The sequence below is a fragment of the Mycolicibacillus trivialis genome, assembly GCF_002102395.1.
GTDB classification, from domain to species: Bacteria; Actinomycetota; Actinomycetes; order Mycobacteriales; family Mycobacteriaceae; genus Mycobacterium; species Mycobacterium triviale.
Window position 1 is genome coordinate 96,960 of record NZ_LQPZ01000013.1, and the last position, 20,019, is coordinate 116,978.

At 69.1% G+C, this 20,019-nt stretch carries 22 protein-coding genes and 1 riboswitch; of the genes, 13 read left to right on the top strand and 9 right to left on the bottom strand.

Annotated features, from left to right (window positions below; all coding sequences use genetic code 11):
* The first annotated feature begins 18 nt into the window (after positions 1 to 18).
* From AWC30_RS04785 to AWC30_RS04795, 3 genes are read left to right on the top strand one after another with little or no spacing between them, the layout of a single operon-like run.
* Positions 19 to 837 (top strand): hypothetical protein, encoded by an 819-nt coding sequence (locus tag AWC30_RS04785; RefSeq protein ID WP_085109060.1) that lies wholly within the window; start codon positions 19 to 21, stop codon positions 835 to 837.
* Positions 838 to 846: 9 nt separating this feature from the next.
* Positions 847 to 1,458, top strand: a complete 612-nt coding sequence (locus tag AWC30_RS04790; protein ID WP_085109061.1) for an NUDIX hydrolase — start codon at positions 847 to 849, stop codon at positions 1,456 to 1,458.
* Between the two features lie 10 nt (positions 1,459 to 1,468).
* The gene (locus AWC30_RS04795) at positions 1,469 to 2,032 is read left to right on the top strand and encodes a VOC family protein (protein WP_085109062.1); all 564 of its coding nucleotides are present in this window, start codon (positions 1,469 to 1,471) and stop codon (positions 2,030 to 2,032) included.
* A 101-nt stretch (positions 2,033 to 2,133) separates the two neighbouring features.
* Here the strand turns inward: AWC30_RS04795 and thiE are convergent, their stop codons facing one another.
* Positions 2,134 to 2,808: a thiamine phosphate synthase gene (gene thiE, locus AWC30_RS04800; RefSeq protein ID WP_085109063.1), complete on the bottom strand. Its 675-nt coding sequence runs from the start codon at positions 2,806 to 2,808 to the stop codon at positions 2,134 to 2,136.
* Positions 2,809 to 2,952: 144 nt separating this feature from the next.
* Between thiE and thiO the strand changes: the two genes are divergently transcribed.
* Genes thiO through AWC30_RS04820 form a run of 4 tightly spaced genes read left to right on the top strand, consistent with a single transcriptional unit; the run spans position 2,953 to position 5,360 of the window.
* Positions 2,953 to 3,951: a glycine oxidase ThiO gene (gene thiO / locus AWC30_RS04805; protein ID WP_085109064.1), complete on the top strand. Its 999-nt coding sequence runs from the start codon at positions 2,953 to 2,955 to the stop codon at positions 3,949 to 3,951.
* Entirely contained in the window at positions 3,951 to 4,148 is a 198-nt protein-coding gene (gene thiS, locus AWC30_RS04810; protein WP_085109065.1) for a sulfur carrier protein ThiS, read from the top strand. The genes thiO and thiS overlap by 1 nt, the downstream gene beginning before the upstream one ends.
* Positions 4,141 to 4,905: a thiazole synthase gene (thiG, locus tag AWC30_RS04815; protein WP_085109066.1), complete on the top strand. Its 765-nt coding sequence runs from the start codon at positions 4,141 to 4,143 to the stop codon at positions 4,903 to 4,905. The genes thiS and thiG overlap by 8 nt, the downstream gene beginning before the upstream one ends.
* On the top strand, positions 4,902 to 5,360 hold the full coding sequence (locus AWC30_RS04820) for a hypothetical protein (RefSeq protein ID WP_085109067.1): 459 nt from the start codon (positions 4,902 to 4,904) through the stop codon (positions 5,358 to 5,360). The genes thiG and AWC30_RS04820 overlap by 4 nt, the downstream gene beginning before the upstream one ends.
* A 131-nt stretch (positions 5,361 to 5,491) precedes the next feature.
* On the opposite strand, the gene AWC30_RS04825 is transcribed toward AWC30_RS04820, so the two are convergent.
* The 3 genes from AWC30_RS04825 to AWC30_RS04835 form a co-directional block, all read right to left on the bottom strand.
* Positions 5,492 to 6,352 carry a type IV toxin-antitoxin system AbiEi family antitoxin gene (locus AWC30_RS04825; protein ID WP_085109068.1) on the bottom strand — a complete coding sequence of 287 codons (861 nt, stop codon included), beginning with the start codon at positions 6,350 to 6,352 and terminating at the stop codon, positions 5,492 to 5,494.
* A gap of 64 nt (positions 6,353 to 6,416) precedes the next feature.
* Positions 6,417 to 6,806, bottom strand: a complete 390-nt coding sequence (locus AWC30_RS04830) for a DUF4333 domain-containing protein (RefSeq protein ID WP_165756434.1) — start codon at positions 6,804 to 6,806, stop codon at positions 6,417 to 6,419.
* A gap of 16 nt (positions 6,807 to 6,822) precedes the next feature.
* Positions 6,823 to 8,265, bottom strand: a complete 1,443-nt coding sequence (locus AWC30_RS04835; RefSeq protein ID WP_085109070.1) for a neutral zinc metallopeptidase — start codon at positions 8,263 to 8,265, stop codon at positions 6,823 to 6,825.
* A 233-nt stretch (positions 8,266 to 8,498) separates the two neighbouring features.
* Here AWC30_RS04835 and AWC30_RS04840 point away from each other — a divergent pair, with 233 nt between their 5' ends.
* The 3 genes from AWC30_RS04840 (at position 8,499) to AWC30_RS04850 (ending at position 12,398) form a co-directional block, all read left to right on the top strand.
* A complete protein-coding gene (locus AWC30_RS04840) occupies positions 8,499 to 9,500 on the top strand; it encodes a sensor domain-containing protein (RefSeq protein WP_085109071.1) in 1,002 nt (333 codons plus the stop codon).
* A gap of 67 nt (positions 9,501 to 9,567) precedes the next feature.
* Positions 9,568 to 11,055 carry a M28 family metallopeptidase gene (locus tag AWC30_RS04845; RefSeq protein WP_085109167.1) on the top strand — a complete coding sequence of 496 codons (1,488 nt, stop codon included), beginning with the start codon at positions 9,568 to 9,570 and terminating at the stop codon, positions 11,053 to 11,055.
* Entirely contained in the window at positions 11,052 to 12,398 is a 1,347-nt protein-coding gene (locus AWC30_RS04850; RefSeq protein WP_085109072.1) for a sensor histidine kinase, read from the top strand. The genes AWC30_RS04845 and AWC30_RS04850 overlap by 4 nt, the downstream gene beginning before the upstream one ends.
* 18 nt (positions 12,399 to 12,416) lie before the next feature.
* On the opposite strand, the gene AWC30_RS04855 is transcribed toward AWC30_RS04850, so the two are convergent.
* Positions 12,417 to 13,325 carry a hypothetical protein gene (locus AWC30_RS04855; protein WP_085109073.1) on the bottom strand — a complete coding sequence of 303 codons (909 nt, stop codon included), beginning with the start codon at positions 13,323 to 13,325 and terminating at the stop codon, positions 12,417 to 12,419.
* A 127-nt stretch (positions 13,326 to 13,452) separates the two neighbouring features.
* On the opposite strand from AWC30_RS04855, the gene AWC30_RS04860 reads away from it, so the two are divergent.
* Complete coding sequence (locus AWC30_RS04860; protein ID WP_085109074.1) at positions 13,453 to 14,301, top strand: hypothetical protein; 849 nt, start codon at positions 13,453 to 13,455, stop codon at positions 14,299 to 14,301.
* A 34-nt stretch (positions 14,302 to 14,335) separates the two neighbouring features.
* On the opposite strand, the gene AWC30_RS04865 is transcribed toward AWC30_RS04860, so the two are convergent.
* Positions 14,336 to 15,820 (bottom strand): flavin-containing monooxygenase, encoded by a 1,485-nt coding sequence (locus AWC30_RS04865; protein WP_085109075.1) that lies wholly within the window; start codon positions 15,818 to 15,820, stop codon positions 14,336 to 14,338.
* A 92-nt stretch (positions 15,821 to 15,912) separates the two neighbouring features.
* Between AWC30_RS04865 and AWC30_RS04870 the strand changes: the two genes are divergently transcribed.
* Positions 15,913 to 16,095, top strand: a complete 183-nt coding sequence (locus tag AWC30_RS04870; RefSeq protein WP_085109076.1) for an Rv3202a family protein — start codon at positions 15,913 to 15,915, stop codon at positions 16,093 to 16,095.
* A gap of 7 nt (positions 16,096 to 16,102) precedes the next feature.
* A complete protein-coding gene (locus AWC30_RS04875) occupies positions 16,103 to 16,837 on the top strand; it encodes a GAF and ANTAR domain-containing protein (RefSeq protein WP_085109077.1) in 735 nt (244 codons plus the stop codon).
* Here AWC30_RS04875 and AWC30_RS17310 read toward each other — a convergent pair.
* From AWC30_RS17310 to thiC, 3 genes are all read right to left on the bottom strand, one after another.
* The gene (locus AWC30_RS17310; RefSeq protein WP_109561927.1) at positions 16,823 to 17,437 is read right to left on the bottom strand and encodes an alpha/beta hydrolase family protein; all 615 of its coding nucleotides are present in this window, start codon (positions 17,435 to 17,437) and stop codon (positions 16,823 to 16,825) included. The genes AWC30_RS04875 and AWC30_RS17310 overlap by 15 nt on opposite strands.
* On the bottom strand, positions 17,434 to 18,264 hold the full coding sequence (thiD, locus tag AWC30_RS04885) for a bifunctional hydroxymethylpyrimidine kinase/phosphomethylpyrimidine kinase (protein WP_085109078.1): 831 nt from the start codon (positions 18,262 to 18,264) through the stop codon (positions 17,434 to 17,436). Before thiD ends, AWC30_RS17310 begins: the two co-directional genes overlap by 4 nt.
* The gene (thiC, locus tag AWC30_RS04890) at positions 18,261 to 19,904 is read right to left on the bottom strand and encodes a phosphomethylpyrimidine synthase ThiC (protein WP_085109168.1); all 1,644 of its coding nucleotides are present in this window, start codon (positions 19,902 to 19,904) and stop codon (positions 18,261 to 18,263) included. Before thiC ends, thiD begins: the two co-directional genes overlap by 4 nt.
* Positions 19,895 to 20,004: riboswitch (TPP riboswitch) on the bottom strand. Its footprint overlaps the gene before it by 10 nt.
* Positions 20,005 to 20,019: the final 15 nt, after the last annotated feature.

The following is a 20,019-nucleotide window of genomic DNA, read 5'->3' on the forward strand; positions in this document are numbered from 1 at the left end:
TCGGATTAGGTTGGACCGATGCAGCGCGCGCGGGCCCTGGCCGAGCAGCGGGGGGCGACCCGGTATCGCAACCTGTTCGTGGTGTTGGCCACGATCGGATTCGGCGCCGCGGTGCTCGGTAGCTTCTTCCACCCGCGGCTGGCCGATCCGGGGGTGTGGTTGCTGGTGCTCGGCGGGCTGGTCTGCGCGGCCGTGGGCTTCATCGGGGCGCGGGCGGCCACCGCCCGGATACGATTCCGGGTGACGCAGCCTAGGTGGTTGGTGCTGGTTCAGGTCGCCGTCCTGCCGACCTCCGCGGTGGGATGGACCTGGCTCTACGGCAACCTGGTTGCGGCATCGAGCCGTGGGGTTTGGCCGGTGGTGATCGGTGTGGTGATGCCGATGGCGATGTTGGCGCAGTTCGCGACCGCCCTCACCAGTGAAAGCCTCTTCGACGGCGACGCCGACGGGGTGCGGTTCATCCAGCGCGGCCGCCAACTGCGGCGGACCCGCATCCCGTGGGAGGACATCGCCGCGATCGTGGTGGCCACCGGCGCGCGGCCGAAAACCGTCGAGATCGGGGTGCGACTGCGCGCCGGCGTCCCCACCCGCCCGTACCCGCCCCGCGCCTATGAGCTGCTCACCGACCTGCCGTACCGTATCGTGGCGCCCCGCAAGTCGTTCTCCCTCGACGACATCGGCGGAATGCTCAACCGCTCCGGGCGCACCGACATCGCGTTGCTGCACCGCACCCCGGCCGGAGAACAGCTACTGGGTTACGCCAACGCCTGGACCTCCGGCCGGCAACCGGTGGCCCGAACGGCCCGCTTGGCCCCCTTCGCGCCGGACCCCGCATAAGCTGAGCGGGTGCGCGGCGACGGTGACGGATGGGCCTTCTCGGCCACCGGCGCGCGGTATTGGGGCCGATTCGGCGCGGCCGGACTGCTGCTGCGCGCCCCGCTGGCCGACGGCACCCCGGCTGTCCTGCTGCAGCACCGCGCCTGGTGGAGTCACCAGGGCGGCACCTGGGCGCTGCCCGGCGGCGCGCGCGACAGCCACGAAACCCCGGAACAGGCCGCGGTCCGCGAAGCCGGCGAGGAAGCCGGTGTTCCCGCCCACCGTGTCGCGGTCCGCGCCGCGCTGATCACCGCCGACGTCGGGACCTGGACCTACACCACGGTCGTCGCCGACGCCACCGAGCCGTTGACCGTGCGACCCAATCAGGAGAGCACCGAGCTGCGCTGGGTACCCGAATCGCAGGTGACCGAGTTGCCGCTGCACTCCGGGTTCGCGACCAGCTGGCCTCGACTGCGCACCGCCGTCGCGGCGGTCCCGCTGGACCCCGACGACGAACGGCGCCGCCACCTGCCACGCACCGTCGTCATCGAATCGGAGATGTTCCTCTGGGCCACCGCCGGGGAACCCGACCTGCAACCCTCGCGGCTCAGCGAGGCGATCTCGGAGCTGCTGCCGGGGTGAGGAGACGCCGATGCGCTGGCGGGGAGTGAACCACGTCGAGTTCGCGGTGCTCGACTACGACGACTCGATCGCCTTCTACGACGCGATGTTCGGCTGGCTGGGCTACAGCAGCTTCTCCTCGCTAAACATGGAGTACCAGTCGATCTACTACATGACGCGCTCCGCGAGTACCCCGCACAGCTACATCGGCATCCAGCCCGCCCGTACCGGGACCAAGCTCACCCACGCCGACCAGGCTGTCGGCATCAACCACATCGCGCTGTGGGCGCGCAACCGCAAAGAGGTCGACCGGTTCCGCCGCGAATTCCTCACCGAGCAGGACGTGGTGGTCACCGACGAACCGCGCGAGTACCCGCAGTACTGGCCCGGCTACTACGCGGTGTTCTTCGACGACCCGATCAACGGCATCCACTGGGAACTGGCCTGGATTCCCGCCGTCCCCAGCCCGCGACAGGTGTGGTCTTTCTACCGCACCCTGCGCGGGTTCGCGCGCAGCCGACGCGACCTGGCCAACACCGTCCCGGGTGTGCTGCTGCAGGCTCGACGGGTGTTGCCATCGCGGGAGCGCCGCTGACGGCCCGCCGGCGCGCCGAGTGAAGCGCTGTGGCGGAAAAACGCGCCGGATTTCGCCCTACAGCTTCACTCGCGGAGGGCGTCACTCGCGGAAGGGCGGCTTCACTCGCGGTCAGGTTCGAGCGCGGCGCGGATGCGCCGGGCGGCGGCCCGCGGATCGTCGGCGTCGGTGATCGCCCGTACCACCACCACCCGGCGCGCACCGGCGGCGATGACCTGCGGCAACAGCTCCTCGGAGATGCCGCCGATGGCGAACCACGGCTTGTCGGTGCCGCTCGCGGCCGCCTGCTCCACCAGGCCCAGGCCCGCGGCGTCGCGGCCCGGTTTGGTCGGTGTCGGCCAGCACGGGCCGACGCAGAAGTAGTCCACATCCTCGGTGATCGCCGCGCTCAGCTGCGTCGCGTCGTGGGTGGAGCGGCCGATCACCGTGTCCGCGCCGACGATCTCCCGCGCCACCGCAACCGGCAGGTCCCGCTGGCCCAGGTGCAACACGTCTGCGCCGGCCGCCCGGGCGACGTCGGCGCGGTCGTTGACCGCCAGCAGCGCGTCGTGGCGTGCCGCCGTCTCCGCCAGCACCGCCAGCGCCGCCAGTTCGTCGGCGGCCTCCAACGCACCGAACTGCTGCTCGCCGGGCGAGCCCTTGTCGCGCAACTGGATGATGTCGACCCCGCCGGCCAGGGCCGCCTCGGCGAACTCGGCCAGGTCCCCGCGCTCACGGCGCGCGTCGGTACACAGGTACAGCCGAGCGGTGGCCAGCCGGGTCGCGGGTTCGTGCACACTGCGACGCTAGCGGCTAGCGTGGGAGGAGACCACGGGAGTCCCGGGTGATCCGGTGCGGGGCTGAGAGTGGGCACACCCGGGAGGCCGGCCTGCCCTGACCGTCACACCTGATCCGGATCATGCCGGCGAAGGGAGCAGCAGATGACCGACCTGGCCGTGATCGGCGGCGGCGTCATCGGGCTGTCCGTAGCTCGCCGCGCCGCCCAAGCCGGCCACACCGTGACCGTGCACCACGACGGACGGCATGGTGCGTCGTGGGTGGCCGGCGGGATGCTCACCCCGCACAGCGAGGGCTGGCCCGGCGAAGACCGCCTGTTGCGCCTCGGTCTGGACTCGCTGAGGTTGTGGCACGAGACGTTCCTCGACGGGCTGCCGGCCGATGTCGTCACCGCCCGCGAATCGCTGGTGGTGGCGTTGGACCGCGCCGACGTCGCCGACCTGCGCACCGTCGCCGACTGGCTGTCGGCCCAGGGCCACCCGGTGACGTGGGAGAGCGCCGCGCGTGACGTCGAACCCCTGCTCGCCCGCGGCATCCGGCACGGCTTCCGCGCCACCACCGAACTTGCCGTCGACAACCGCGTCCTCGTCGACGCCCTGGACGCCGCCTGCCGCGATCTGGGGGTCCGCTTCGCCGGGCCGGTCGACGCGCTGTCAGCGGTCAGCGCCGAAACCCGGGTGATCGCCAACGGCATCGACGCCCCCGCGCTGTGGCCCGGCCTGCCGATCCGTCCGGTCAAGGGCGAAGTGCTGCGACTGCGCTGGCGTAAGGGCTGTATGCCGGTGCCGCAACGGGTAATCCGTGCCCGCGTGCACGGACGGCAGGTGTATCTGGTGCCGCGCGGCGACGGGGTGGTCGTCGGCGCCACCCAGTACGAGCACGGCCGAGACACCGCGCCGGCGGTCTCGGGGGTGCGTGATCTGCTCGACGACGCGTGCACGGTCGCCCCGGGTCTGGGAGAATACGAGTTGGCCGAGTGCACGGCCGGGTTGCGCCCGATGACACCGGACAACCTGCCGTTGGTCCACCGGCTGGGCGACACCACCATCGTGGCTGCGGGGCACGGCCGCAACGGCTTCCTGCTGGCGGCATGGACAGCCGAGCACGTGGTGACCGAACTACTTCCCGTGGGAGTCCCGTGATGATTGTGACGGTCAACGACAAACAGGTCGAGGTCGACGAGACGACCACGATCGCCGATCTGCTGTCTTCGCTGGGCTACCCCGACCGCGGCATCGCGGTGGCGCTGGACTACTCGGTGCTGCCCAAAACCGATTGGCACCAAACCCTCTCCGACGGTGCCCGACTCGAGATCCTCACGGCGGTGCAAGGTGGCTGACAACAAACTCACGATTGCCGGACGCAGCTTCTCCTCGCGGCTGATCATGGGCACCGGGGGAGCGGCCAACCTCGCCGCGCTGGAAGAGGCCCTGGTGGCCTCCGGCACCGAGCTCACCACGGTGGCGTTGCGCCGCGTCGACGCCGAGGGCGGCACCGGCATGCTCGATCTGCTGGGCCGGCTCGGGATCACCCCGCTGCCGAACACCGCGGGCTGCCGCAGCGCCGCGGAAGCGGTACTCACCGCGCAACTGGCCCGCGAGGCACTCGGCACCGACTGGGTGAAACTCGAGGTGATCGCCGACGAGCGCACCCTGCTTCCCGACGCGGTGGAGTTGGTGCGCGCTGCCGAGCAACTGGTCGACGAGGGGTTCGTGGTGCTGCCCTACACCAACGACGACCCGGTGCTTGCTGGGCGGCTGGAGGACACCGGCTGCGCTGCGGTGATGCCGCTGGGCTCACCGATCGGCACCGGCCTGGGCATCCTCAACCCGCACAACATCGAGATGATCGTCGCGGCCTCGGGGGTACCGGTGATCCTCGACGCGGGCATCGGCACCGCGAGTGATGCCGCCCTGGCGATGGAGTTGGGTTGTGACGCGGTGCTGTTGGCCTCGGCGGTGACCCGTGCCGCCGATCCGGCGGGGATGGCTGCGGCGATGGCCGGCGCGGTGACCGCCGGACACCTGGCCCGCCACGCCGGCCGCATCCCGAAGCGGTTCTGGGCCAAGGCGTCGTCGCCGGAGAAGAATTGGTGAACCGGCTGCGGCCCGTGCTCGCCGCGGTGCTGGTGATGAGCGGTCTGGGGGCTGGTGGCTGGCTGCTGTGGCACCGCAGTGACTGCGCGATCATCGAGGACGCCGGCCAGCAGTGGGCCGCGCTGATGGCGGCCACCAACGATTCATTCGACCGCGGCACCTTCTACCAGGCGGAGTTTCAGGCGCTCGCCGACATGGAGGCCACGATGGTCGACACGTTGCGTTCGGCCGCTCGGGAGGTGTCCTCACCGGAGCTGGCTGAACAACTGGACGTCTGGGCCGACAGCACGGCGATGAACCTTGAGGTTCAGCGCGAAGACTCCACCGCCTGGGGCGAGCTGCCGCCGCCGGACGTCATGGCGAAACTGCAACGCTCGCAGGATTTGTACCTGGACTCCACCGGCATGCTCGCGCAACGCTGTCCGACTTTGAAGCCGAAACTCCATCTGGCCTGAAACCCCTTGCGCGAGTGAAGTTCCAGGGCGGAAAAATTGCGAATTTTCCGCCACAGAACTTCACTCGCGGGATGCGGGGGTGTGGGGTGGGCGATGCGGGGCGCTGGGGTGTGGTGTGTGAGAGCCGGGGACTACAGCTTGTAGCCGCGGTCCTTGAGTTCCTGGCACACCCGGAACACGATGTCCTCGGCGCGATGCCCGGCGATCACCCGCACGACACTCCAACCCCGATATTTCAACTCCTCGGCGCGCCGGATGTCGTAGGCCCACTGGTCGCGGTCGGTGCGGTGGTGATCGCCGTCGTACTCCACCGCCACCTTGAACACCGGCCAGCCCATGTCGAGGTACATGCGACGACCGTTGCGGGAGACCACCGGGATCTGGGTCTGCGGCCGGGGCAGGCCGGCCCTGATCAGCACCAGCCGCAGCCACGACTCCCGCGGTGATTGCGCCCCGGCGTCCACCACCTGCAGCGCGCTGCCCAGTGCCCGCAAACCGCGCACGCCGGCGTGCCCGCCGGCCAGCGCGCAGATGTCATCGACGGCGAGCCCGGTGGCGCGCAACAGACCGTCGATCGTCGCGACCGCCGGGAACAGCGGGTGGTGGCGCCCGATGTCGAACGCGGTGCGCGCCGGGGTGGTCAACTGCAGCGGCCCGCAGCACGTCGCCACCGTCTGCACCTCGCCGGCGGGCAGGTTCTCCCGGCGCACGATCAACCCGGGCGGGGCCGCCGGATTGTGGTGGAAGACCTCCACCGGAAGCGCGGCGTCCAGCCAGCCCACTCCGTGCAGCGCAGCGGCCGCGCGGCCGGCGACCACCGCGCGCCGCCGCGACCACAGCCAGGCGGCGAGGGTGCGTTGCACCAGCGTCAAGCGTGCGTCGCGCGGCACGTAGACGTCGGGGAACTCGGCGCGGAATCGGGTGCGCAACCCGTGGCGGGTCAACTGGCCGCGGGCCAGTGCCTCGCTGCCCAGAAACGGGCGTATCTCCATAGCCGGTGAGCATTGCGAGCCGGTCCCGCGGCCACAATTCAGTGCCCGTCCGGGCTGGGGATAGTCAGGTGGGCCGGCCCACCTGATAGGTGCCGTCGTCGTCGAGGAAGGTCACCGTCACCTGGCGGGGCACCCCGTGGACGGTCAGGGTGCAGCTGAACGAGGCACCCTTCTCCGCCACCGGGTTCTCGCCCTTGTTGCAGGTGACGTCCCTGACGTTGGTGGCGCCGTAACCGGTGACGGTGTCGGTGAGGATCTGCTGCACGCCGGCCTGCACGTCATGGATGTCGACCCGGTTGGTGACGAAGTACCCGGGGGTGCGGAACCCGACCAGCCACACCACCGCGGCGACCACCTCGATGAACAGTCCGATCGCCACCCCGAGCAACACCAGGGCGCGTCGGGAGCGCCGGGTGGAGATCGGCGGCGGTGCGTCGGGATCGGGGCGGGTCACGATCGGCGGCCTTTCGTCACGGGTAACGCTGGATGCAGCGGTCGATGTCGCCGTACACGCCGGTACGGAACGCGTCGATGCGGGCGAACCCGGCAGGCACGGTGTCGCCGTTGACGTCGCTGGCGGCGACGCCGTTGGTGAGCAGCCCGGTCACCGCCTCGTCCAGGTCACCGGCGGACAGGGTGATCGTGACCCCGTCGGCGCTGGTGACCGGTTCGGCCAGCATGGCGGTGGCCGAACCGGTCATGCACGCGGTGCGCAGCCCGGCCTGTGCGGTGTCGAGCGCGAGATCGCCGCGCTGATGCTGCACGGCGAGCATGTAGCGCGACATCAGCACCGAGTAGGCGGTGTTGTCGCCGGCCAGCGACAGCGCCGACTCGAACGACATCTCATCGGGTTCGGGCGGGGTGCCCAGTTCGGTCAGCTCCGGAAGGTCGACGACGATCTCGTTGCGCTCCGGGCAGTACGACGCCGGTGGGCTGGGCCGGGCGTCCGCGCAGGGCCGGTCGGTGTCGAAGCTCAGCGCCGGCGGCTCGGCCGGGGAGAGGCGTGCGGTGAGTTCGTCGACGATGGTGGCCACCGACTCGGCGGTCACCGGCCATTCGCCGGTGTCGTCGGCCTGCAGCGCGACCGGCAGACCGTGGCGCCGAGACTCGATCTGGTCGGTGTCGATCAGCCCGCACGACCGGGCGCCCTCGGTGAACCCGAACTGGAACGCCGAGATGCGCTCGAAGGCCGAGCCGTGCTCGTCGTCGACCGGGTCCCCTTCGATCAGCAGCGGGTCGCGGATCCCCACCAGCACCGCGAGCAGGTCGTTGAGGCCGTTGCCGGTGGACAGCCGGAACCGCGGCGAGTCGTCCTCGGCCACCCAGCGCAGATACACCCCGGCCAGGCAGTCGGCCTGCTGCTCACGCACCAGCACCGGGGTGTCGAGCGTGGTGAGCTTGGCCATCCGGGAGATCGCGTGGCCGTATTCGTGGGCCAACACCATGGTGATCGCCATGTCGCCGTAAGCGCCGCGCAGCACCGGCATCATGATCCCGCGGTCCCACCCGACGGTGTTGTCCAGCAGGCAGTAGACCGCGTTGGCGAACCGGAACGTGGGGTGCATGCAGAACCGGGTCGGTCGCGGCTCGCGGGCGTCCCAGGAGAACAGCTGACCGACCTGTTCGAACGTGCCGGTGAAGGTCTGCTGGTAGGCGCCGGCCCAGAACGTCTCGATGTCGCTGATGGCCTGGCGGGCGATCATGTCGACCGGGCCGCCGTCGCTGCCGGTGGCCTGAACCAGCGGCCGTTCGGCTTCTGAGCGCAGTCCGCTCGGCCCGTCGAGGGCGGGTAGGCCACCGACGCTGAACGGGTCGGCGTAGACCGAGACCGGCCGACTGTCGATCATCGTCGTACAGCCGGCGATCAGCAACGCCACGCCGAGCCCGGTGAGGACACGTCGCAACTGACGCATCGGGTGACAACCCCCTGACATCGGTCCGTGACGGGAAAATCCCGTGTGTGGCCCACCATGTATACCGTGATTGAATTCAAGGCACGGCACATCTGAGGACATCGTGGGAAGGCGGTGAGATGCCCGACCAGTACACCCCGCAGGGGGGCGGTCCACCCGGTGGCGATCCCGACCGCGGTAATCCCACGAAGCAGTGGCGTCCCGGCGAGGGCGTCGATCCGCACGAGGCGACGATGGCCGCACCGATCGGCTGGTCACCGTCCGGCGGGGTGCCGCCGCAGCCTCCGCAACAGCCGCCTCAGCCGCCACCGTCCGGCTGGAACACCCCGCCGCCGCAGAGCCCCGGGTGGGCGCCGGGGGCCCCGGGCTGGTCGCCGTCGCAGTCCTACGGTTGGTCGCCGTCCCAGCCCGGCGGGACCGGCTGGCCGACCAATCCGCCCGGCGGGACGGGCTGGCCGACCAGTCCGCCCGGCGCGCCTTGGGGGCCGCCGCCGGGCGGCGGGAAACCCACCGGGAAGATCATCGGCGGGATCGCCGTCGCGCTGACCGTGGTCATCGGGTTGGTCGTCGGCGTCGTGCTGGCGACGAAACGCTCCGGCAACGACGACGACGCCTCCTCGCACCTCGCCGACGCCTCGACCACCACCAGCGCGCTGGAGCCCACGGTTTCGGTCACCGCCCTGGAGGGGCTGTTGCCCACCGCCAGCACCGTCGACACGGCGCTGCACATCAGCGGTCTGGAGATCAAGGACACCCGGCAGGCGGTCTACGTCCTCGAGGCCGACGACCGGGTCTCCGACATGGACTGCGTCAGCGTCCCCTACGTGTCGCAGGGCGCGGTCTACGAGGGCAGCGGCTACACCGCCATCCGGGCGCGGCGGATGGAGAAGAAGGACGTCATCATCGACACCGCGGCGGCGACCTTCCCGACCAGCCAGGACGCCACCGACTTCCGGGAGAAGATCACCGGGCAGTGGCAGGGCTGTGCCCGCAAGCCGCTGACCCGGTACTTCTCCTACAACGATGACGAGGAGACCTGGATGATCGGCTCCACCGAGACCGATCAGGACACCGCGCACACCGTCGCCTACGAAGAGGGCGGCGAAGGATGGGCGTGCACTCATGCGATCGGGTCGCGCGGCAACGCCGCTCTCGAGGCGCTGGTCTGCGGCAACGGCATGACCGACGAAGCAGCCACCCTGCTGAACAGCATGCTCAACTCGGTCGCCGGCTGACGGTGCCGGACGCGGCACGGGCGACTGATGTGCGGCCCGGGGACCCCGAGCGTCTAACGTGGGCACGATGAACAACAGGTCGAAGCTGCTCACCGCCGTGCTCGGTGTGGCCACCGTCGCCACGCTGGCCGCCGGATGTCAACGCGCCGCGGTGCCGCCGGCGTCGGTGTCCGAACAGTTCGCCAACCAACTTCGCGAACAGGTGACCACCGACGCGATGATGGAGCACCTGACCACGTTGCAGGAGATCGCCGACCAGAACGACGGCAACCGCGCCGCCGGCACCCCCGGCTACGATGCCAGCGTCGACTACGTGGTCAAGGTTTTGAAGGACAACGGCTTCCAGGTCCAGACCCCGGAGTTCGACGCCCGCGTCTTCGAGTCCGAACCCGGCAAACTCACAGTCGGCGACACCCCGATCGAGGTCCGCGCGCTGGAATTCAGCCTGCCCACGCCGGAGAAGGGGCTCACCGGCCCGCTGGTGGCGCTGCGCGCCGACGACGAGTCCCCCGGTTGCACCGAATCCGACTACGACGGACTGCAGGCGACCGGGGCGCTGGTGCTCGTCGACCGCGGTGAGTGCCCGTTCTCGGACAAAGAGGCCGCCGCCGCCAAACGCGGTGCGATCGCGGTGATCATCGCCGACAACGTCGATGAGGAGAAGATGGGCGGCACGCTCGGCGAGGACACCGAGGTCAAACTGCCGGTGGTCAGCGTCACCAAATCCGAAGGCGCCAAGCTGCGCGACCACCACGGTCCGGTCACGCTCACCCTGAAAGCCGAGACCCGGGAGATCCACTCCCGCAACATCATCGCGCAAACACAGACCGGCGCCACCGACGACGTGGTGATGGTGGGCGCGCACCTCGACAGCGTCCCCGACGGCCCCGGCATCAACGACAACGGCTCCGGTGTCGCGGCGGTGCTGGAGACGGCGGTCCAGTTGGGTGCGACGCCGGATGTGAAGAACGCGGTGCGCTTCGGCTTCTGGGGCGCTGAGGAACTCGGGCTGATCGGCTCCAGCCGCTACGTCGAATCCCTCGACCTGGCCGAGCTGAAGAACATCGCGCTGTATCTGAACTTCGACATGCTGGCCTCGCCGAACCCGGGCTACCTCACCTACGACGGTGACCAGTCCCTGCCACTGGACCAGCGGGGCCGCCCCATCGTGCCGGAGGGCTCGGCGGGTATCGAGCGGATCCTGGTCTCCTATCTGGAGGCGGCAGGCAAAGCCGCGCAAGACACCTCGTTCGACGGCCGCTCGGATTACGACGGGTTCACCCGAGCCGGCATCCCCTCCGGCGGACTGTTCTCCGGCGCGGAGGCCGAGATGACCGAGGAGCAGGCCAAGCTGTGGGGCGGGAAGGCCGGCGAGCCGTTCGACCCCAACTACCACAAGGCCGGCGACACGCTGGAGAACATCAACAAGACCGCGCTGGGCATCCTGGGGCCCGGCGTCGGCTACGTCGTCGGGCACTACGCGATGGACGTGACCGGCAAGAACGGCGTCGCGACGTTCGACAACCGGACCCGGCACACACTCGCCACACCATGACCCGCATCGGGCGGCCCATGCAGGCGGTGCTTTCGCTGCGCACGATCGTGATCGTGGCGGCGCTGTCGGTGGTGCTGCTGGTGATCCTGCTGGGCGCCTGGGTGTGGGTCGGGGTCACCAACGACCAGTACAACCAGCTCGACCGGCGGCTGGACTCGGTCAGCAGCCTGGGCGACATCTCGTCGTTGCTGCGCAGCGGTCAGCACCACGACGCGGACCTGCCGCAGCCCGACGGCAGCGTGGTGCGCACCGCCCGGATCGCCGGGATCACCGTGTCGGTGCCCGCCGACGTGGTGTTGCCCGCCTTCGACAACGGCTACAACAACACCACCATCAACGGGGTGGAGTACCGGGTCCGCACGTTCGCCGCCGGGCAGGCCTCGATCGCGGTCGGCGCACCGATGGCGGCCACCAAGAAGCGGATCAACGAGCTGCACCTGCGGGTTCTGCTGATCTGCGGCGGCGTCATCGTGGGCACCGTGATCGTCGGCTGGACCATGTGGCGGATCATGATCAACCCGTTCCGGCTACTCGCCCAGCAGGCGCGGGCCATCAGTGCCCAATCGGTCCCCGACGACCTGCAGGTGCGCGGGGTGCGCGAAGCCGTCGAGATCGGCGAGGCCGTCGAAGGCATGCTGGCCCGCATCGGCACCGCCCAGGAGCGCACCAAGGCCGCGCTGGAATCGGCCCGCGATTTCGCCGCGGTGGCCTCCCACGAACTGCGCACCCCGTTGACCGCGATGCGCACCAACCTCGAGGTGCTGGCCACCATGGACCTGCCGATCGAGCAGCGCAAGGAGATGGTCGGCGACGTCATGCGCACCCAGACCCGCATCGAACTGACCCTCTCGGCGTTGGAGCGGCTGGCTCAGGGCGAACTCACCACCGATGAGGACTACGTCCCACTGGATGTCACCGAACTGCTCGACCGGGCCGCCCACGACGCGATGCGGTTGTACCCGGATGTGCAGGTCACCCTGGTGCCCACCGCGGGCGTGTTCCTGCTCGGACTGCCGGCCGGACTGCGGTTGGTGATCGACAACGCGATCACCAACGCCGTCAAACACGGCCACGCCAACGAGATCCAGCTGGACGCGGTGAGCTCGTCCGAGGGAGTCGAGATCACCATCGACGACAACGGCACCGGCGTCCCCGAGGACGAGCGCGAGGTGGTGTTCGAACGTTTCTCCCGTGGTTCCACCGCCTCGCGATCCGGCTCCGGGCTCGGTCTCGCGCTGGTGGCCCAGCAAGCCGAATTGCACGGTGGCACCGCAGCGCTGGAGGACAGCCCGCTCGGCGGCACCCGGCTGGTGATGCGGCTACCGGGAACGCCCCCGGAATAGATCGCTACGCGGCCGGGGTCAGCGCGATGCCGCCGCCGCGAGGGCGGCGCGGAAGCGGTCGAGGGCCCGGGTGTCGGTCAGCTCGATCCGGTAACCGGGGTTTTGCCAGTAGAACCGCATCATCTCGCGCAGCACGTCGCCGTCGGGCGTGTAGAGGCCGGGCGCGCGGAGAGTGTGGCAGGTCCCGTCGACCATCTGCACGGCCACCGGCCGTCGCGCGACCGGCCGCCCGCCGGAAGCCGAATCGGTGACGTCGACGACCTGGTCCCATCGGCCCGACACCGAGCGCAGCACCGAGTCGAACGCGAATCCGTCCGCGTTGAACCGGATACCACCGACGCCGCCGCGCATGGCGACCAAGATCAGGGCCACCAGCAGGGGCGCCGTCACCCCCAGCAGCACGGCGGCGCCGATCGCCGGGGAGAACTTGCCGAGCATGATGGTGCCCAGCACGATGTTGTCGAGTCGGGGCTCCGGGTCGGTGGTCAACTGCAGGTAGCCGAACAACCCCGAACCGAGCGCCCAGCTCGTCAGTGTGATGAGCACCGCGACATCCACGCGGGTGGCGGGCCGCAGTGTCAGGCCCGCGCTGCCGGCGCTGCTACGGGCGACGGAGGTGCGCCGGGCCCACGGGATGCAGAGCAACCCGACAACACCGGCGTTGACGAACAGCACCATGAATCCCGCGAGGTATTCGCCTTCTTTGAACGCGATGACCATGAGTGCCAACTCCGCCACCACGAGGCCGCCCAGGGCCAGGAACGGCCGGCCGAGCGCCAGCAGTGTGCTGCCGGCGCCGCCGGCGCCGCCGCCGTCCGCCGCCGTCTCCTCGGGCGGATATCCGGGTCCGACCCGGGGCAATCGGACCGTGGCCGGCTCGCCGACAGCGGGGTAGCCGGGATCCGGACCGCGGCCGGCCGGGATCATGATGTGTTCTCCTGTTGGTGCGGGAACATCCGCTGAGCGTATCGCGGCCCAACCCGCTCGAAGGACGCGAAGCCGATGCCGGAAATCTGCGACCGGCGGCCCGGAAACCGGCGGTTAAACTGCATCCGTGACGCAGTTCGAGCCCGTCGCCCAGACGCGTGCCCCTGGTGGCGAAAACACGTCGTTGAACACCACCAAATGGCTCATCCTGGTCACCTGCGGGATTCCGACCATCGTCGCCTTGTGCATCGGTGCGGTGGCGGCTGCGGCATCGGGTCGTGGCGGTCTGGCGGTGCTGGCGGTCGGCGGCGCGGTGTTCTTCATCGTCGGGCTGGGTGCGAACTTCATGCCCTCGATGTTCGAACCGTCCTGGTCGGTCGACGCTCGCGGCACGGTCTTGCGTGTCCCGCAGTCGGCCAACCGGTTCGGGGTGATCATGATCTCGGCCTTCTCGCTGTTGTTGCTGGGCGTTGCAGCGCTGATGTTCTTCGATCCCGACTCGTTCGGCGCCCTCACCGGTGGGGATTCGTCAGTACTGCGCTGGTTGGCGCCGACGTACGCGTTGGGTGCGATCGGATTCTGCGTCTTCTACGCCGTCCAGAGCCGGCAGCGTGGTGGTTACCATCTGCTGTTCACCCCGGACGGGTTCCTCTTCGCCGACGGAACCCTCGACAAACAGGGCCGGTGGGCCCAGGTGCGCGACGTGCTCAGCACGTCACCGATGATCCGGGTCGGGCTGAAAGAGGCGCCGCTGATGACGATGCAGGCCAACGCAATGTGCCCGCTGACCCTCGTTCTCGCCGACGGCAGCTCACCGTACATTCAGGACGTCCGGTCCTACGCGGGGCGTCAGGCCGATCCGCAGGCGTTCCGCGATTGGGTGCGGTTCTATTGGGAACACCCGTTGAATCGCGGTGAGTTCCTCACCGGAGGAGCACTGCGCCGGTTAGCGGATATGCAGACCCGGTACCGCTGACCACCGAGCCGTAGACACGTGGGTGAACCGGCCCTCAGCCGAACCGGTAGTCGCTCAACGCGAACCGGGAGCCGTCAGCCACTGCGTCGGCGGTGGAGGTCGGCCGCAGCAGCGTCGCCTCGCCGGAATGGTTGAAGTAATAGGACCGGCTGGTCGCGCAGTCACCGGCGTAGAACACCGAATCGTCGAGCAGTGCGGTCATCCGCTCCAGGAACGCGGTATTGGCGTCCTCGGTCACCTCGAACGTCTCGGCCCCGCGTCGATGCAGTTCCGAGAAGAGCCGGTCGATGTGACGCATCTGATACTCCATCGTGTTGAAGAATGACAGGCCGGAGAACGCGTACGGGCTGGCCAGGCTGAGATAGTTGGGGAACTCCGGAATCGATACGCCCTGATACGCCTGAAACCGATTCTCCCGCCACCACTTACCCAGGCTTCGCCCGTTGCGTCCGATGACCTCCAGTGCCGGGAAGTTGGCATCCCACAAATCGAATCCGGTTGCGAGCACCAGTGCGTCGATCGGATTCTTCCGTCCGTCGGCCGAGACGATGCCGTCCGGTTCGATCCGGTCGATCCCGGAGGTCTGCAGGTGCACGTTGGGTCGCGTGAACACCCGGTAATAGTCATTGGAGTACGTCGGCCGCTTGCAGCCGAAGTCATAATCGGGGGTCAGCTCGGCCCGCAACCTTTTGTCGCGAACCGTCGCGAACAGGAACAGCTTTGAAGCGTCCGCAGCAGCGATGTTCAGCCGGCGGAAACGCCGGAACCGCAGCACCCCGGTCACCATCATCAACTCCAACAGGGTGTCGGTCACGAAGCGGAAACCCCGGTGTAGCGCCGGAACCGCGGCGAACAGACGTTGCACGGCGGGCGGGATGGCGAAATCGATCTTGGGCACCACCCAGATCGGCGTGCGCTGGTAGACGGTGAGCTCGGCGGCCTGCCGGGCCAACTCCGGAACCAACTGGACCGCGGTGGCGCCGGTGCCGAGGAGCCCCACCCGCTTGCCGGTGAAATCGAACGAGTCATCCCATGCCGTGGTGTGCATGATGCGTCCGGCGAAGTCGGTGATCCCCTCGATCTCGGGGGTGTGCGGCTGAGAGAGGAAGCCGGTTGCGGTGATCAGGAATCGGGTGGAGATCACGTCTCCGCCGGCCAGGTTCACCTGCCACCGGCGGGTCTCGTCGTCCCAGCGGGCACCCTCCACCGTGGTGTTGAACCGCATGTACCCCCGCACGTCGTACTTGTCGGCGACGTGCTCGGCGTAGCGTTTCAGCTCCTCGCCGGGGGCGAATAGGCGCGACCAATAGGGGTTGGGTTCGAACCAGTAGGAGTAGGTGGTTGACGGGATGTCGACCGCGAGGCCGGGATAGCGGTTGACGTGCCAGGTCCCACCGAGGTCGCTCTCCCGGTCGAGGATCACCATGTCGCGATAACCCAGCCGGCTGAGCTGGATTGCGGCCCCGATCCCACCGAACCCGGCGCCCACGATGACCGCGTCGACGTGCTCGACACTCATGCGTCAACGATACCTTACTCATGAGTAAGTTTGTAGCGATTGCGACCGGGTAATCTGGACGGGCCGACGCAGTCAGAACAGGGGGAGGAGTCATGACCGAGCCGATTCCGAGCGCCAGCGACCTCGACATCGCCGAGCAGGCCATGGCAGTCGACGAGGAGCACGACGACGCGTTCGACCCCGGCGCCCTCGCCAGCGGCGAGGCCAACCCGGCCGACGTGTTCGACCAGCAGCAGAGCGTGCCACTCGACGACGACGATTACCCCACCGGCTAGGCCGTCGATGACCGAACCGGCCCCCGGCGCGCCGACGGACGTGGACCCGGCCAATGTGTTCGCGGCGCTCGCCGAAATCGTCTACCGCGGCAGCGACCTCAGTGAGGTCTACAGCGCGATCTGCATGGCCGCGACGCTGTTGGTGCCCGCCTGCGACCACGCCAGCATGCTGGTGCGCCGGGGCGGGCGATACGAGATCGCCGCGGCCAGCGACGGGGTCGCTCGCCGCATCGACGAGATGGAACGTGAACTCGGCGAGGGCCCGTGCCTGGACGCCATCGAGGACGAAGCCGCTCAGATCGACAGCGACATCACGGTGCGCAGCACCTGGCCGCGGCTGGCCGAGCGGGTCATGGCCGAAACCCCGGTGCGCGGTGTGATGGGGTTCCGGCTGCTGGTCAACGATCGCAAGGAGGCGGCGCTGAACCTGTTCAGCGACACCCCCGACGCGTTCGACACCGCTGCGGCCGAACGGGCCGTCGTCCTGGCCGCGTTCGCCTCGGTGGCGGTCAACGCGGTGGTCCGTGGCGAGGATGTCGCGACGCTGCAGCGTGGCCTGGACAGCAACCGCGAGATCGGCAAAGCGATCGGCATGCTGATGTTGCTCAACGGGGTCAGTGACGCCGATGCCTTCGACATGCTGCGCCGAGTCTCCCAGGAGACCAACGTCAAGCTCGCCAAGGTCGCCGCGCAGGTCATCGCCGGCAGCGGGCGGCTGGATCCGAACTCAGCGGCCCAGTAACCGCAGCGCGGCGGACACGGCCAGCTCCGGCACATCGAGGGTCTTCGACGCGAGATCGTGCCGGGCGTCGACGACCTCGACGATCTCGGTCGCCGCGGGGATCAAGGCCGCCGCCGCGTGCATCTCGGCCAGGCTGCCGAAGGGGTCCCGACCGCCGTGCACGAAGACCGTCGGCACGGTGAGGTCGGGCAGGTGCGCGGTGCGGGCCCGCTCCGGCTTTCCGGGCGGGTGCAGCGGGTAGGAGAACAGGGTCAGCAGGTCAAGCGACGCCGCCGCGGCCACCATCGAGGTCTGCCGTCCGCCGTAGGAGTGCCCGCCGGCGATCAGCGGTCCGTCGGCCAGGCCGCGGGCCAACCCGACCGCCTCGAGGATGCCGTCGCGGTCGGCCTGGCCGTTGCCCCCCGGCGGCCCGCTGGCCCGACGCCGCCGGAACGGCAGGTTGTAGCGGACCGCGAGCCACCCACGGGCCGCCCAGACTTCGCAGACCCGTTGCAGCAGAACGGAGTCCCGATTGCCACCCGCACCGTGGGCCAACAGCACGACACCGTCCGGGTCCCCGGCCGGGCGGTGGGCGACCCCCTCGATCGGGGAGAGGTTCACGAGCCCAGCCGGAACAGCGGCGAGACCGGCCCGTGGCCGTGGCCCAACGGGTAGGCGGCGCGCAGACAGTCGGTCACCCACCGCTTGGCGAATCCCACGGCGTCGGGCACGGTGAATCCGTGCGCCAGTGCCGATGCGGTGGCCGCGGCCAGCGTGTCACCGGCGCCGTGGTCATCGCCGGTGTCGATGCGCACGGCCGGGAACTCGTGGAACTCGGAGCCGTCGTAGAGCAGGTCGGGACTTCGGGTCGCCGACCGCAGATGGCCGCCTTTGACCAGGACCCAGGCCGGTCCGAGTGCGTGCAGCGCCCTGGCGGCGTCGCGCTGGCTGTCGGCGTCGACGACGTCGATGCCGACCAGGAGACGCACCTCGTCGAGGTTCGGGGTCACCACGGTGGCCAACGGAAACAGGGTTTCCCGCAAGGTATCCAGCGCTTCGGGCACCAACAGCGGGTCACCGTGCATGGAGGCGCAGACCGGGTCGACCACCAGCGGCACACCCGGGTCCAAGCGGCGCCAGACGGTGGCCACGGCGTCGATGATCCGCGGGGAGGCCAACATCCCGGTCTTGGCGGCCTGGAGGCCGATATCGGTGACCACCGCGTCGATCTGATCGGCGACCACGTCGGCGGGAACTTCGTGAACCCGGCGCACTCCCACCGAGTTCTGCACGGTGACCGCGGTGACCGCCACGAGGGCGTGCATGCCCAGCAGTGCGGCGGTGCGCATGTCCGCCTGGATTCCGGCCCCGCCACCGGAATCCGACCCGGCGATCGTCAGGATTCGCGCGGGTGCGGTTCCGGGCGGAGCCAGCGGCAGGAAATTCACTGCGACAGCGGCAGATATACCCGATTGCCTTGTTCGGCGAACTCGGCTGACTTCTCCGCCATCCCCGCCGCGATCGCGGCGTCGATGTCTTCCTCGGTCTCCAGCCCGTGCTCGGCGGCGTAATCGCGCACGTCCTGGGTGATCCGCATCGAGCAGAACTTCGGTCCGCACATCGAGCAGAAGTGCGCGGACTTCGCCGGTTCGGCCGGCAGGGTCTCGTCGTGATACTCGCGCGCGGTGTCGGGGTCCAAAGAGAGCGCGAACTGGTCATACCAACGGAATTCGAAGCGGGCTTTGGAGAGCTCATCGTCGCGGCGCTGGGCGTGCGGATGGCCCTTGGCCAGGTCGGCGGCGTGCGCGGCGATCTTGTAGGCGATCACGCCGTCTTTGACGTCCTTACGGTCCGGCAAGCCCAGGTGTTCCTTGGGGGTGACGTAGCAAAGCATGGCGGTGCCAGCCTGAGCGATGATCGCCGCCCCGATCGCGGAGGTGATGTGGTCGTAGGCCGGGGCGATGTCGGTGGCCAGCGGTCCGAGGGTGTAGAACGGTGCCTCCTCGCACCATTCCTCCTCCAGCCGGACGTTCTCCACGATCTTGTGCATCGGGACGTGCCCGGGGCCCTCGATCATCACCTGCACACCGTGGGATTTGGCGATCTTGGTCAGTTCACCGAGGGTGCGCAGTTCGGCGAACTGCGCTTCGTCGTTGGCGTCGGCGATCGAGCCGGGACGCAGCCCGTCGCCCAGGGAGAAGGTGACGTCGTAACGGGCCAGAATCTCGCAGAGTTCATCAAAATGGGTGTAGAGGAACGACTCTTTGTGGTGCGCCAAGCACCACGCCGCCATGATCGACCCGCCGCGACTGACGATTCCGGTGACCCGCTTGGCGGTGAGCGGCACGTAGCGCAACAGCACGCCGGCGTGCACGGTCATGTAGTCGACACCCTGCTCGCACTGTTCGATGATGGTGTCGCGGTAGATCTCCCAAGTCAGTTTCGCCGGGTCGCCGTTGACCTTCTCCATGGCCTGGTAGATCGGGACCGTTCCCACCGGAACCGGCGAGTTGCGCAGAATCCACTCGCGGGTCTCGTGGATGTCTTTGCCGGTGGACAGGTCCATGATGGTGTCGGCGCCCCACCGGATCGCCCACACCATCTTGTCGACTTCCTCGCCGATCGAGGACGTGACGGCCGAGTTGCCGATGTTGGCGTTCACCTTCACGCCGAACGCCTTGCCGATGATCATCGGCTCGATCTCGGGGTGCTTGTGGTTGGCCGGGATCACCGCCCGGCCGCGTGCCACCTCGTCGCGCACCAACTCCGCGGGCATCCCCTCGCGGGCGGCGATGAACGCCATCTCCGCGGTGATCTCACCGGCGCGGGCTCGCTGCAACTGGGTGCCGCGGTCGGTCACCACGCCGGGGCGGGGCGGCAGCCCGGCGTGCAGGTCGATGGTGGCGTCGGCGTCGGTGTAGGGGCCGGAGGTGTCGTAGAGGTCGAAGTGCTCACCGTTGGTGAGGTTCACCCGGCGGAACGGCACCTTTGCGCCGGGCACACCCTCCAGGTCGACGTAGTGCTTGGTGCTGTAGGGGATCGGGCCGGTGGTCACGGCCGGGTCCACGGAAACGGAAAGGTCGGTCATCTTCATCTCCCTACGCCGGCATTACCCGGTCAGGTTCAGACGGTCGACGGCTCCAGCCGTCCTCTCAGCGCCCTCGATGGACGCTCCCGTGCGGTGTGTGGTTGTGCGCATCCGG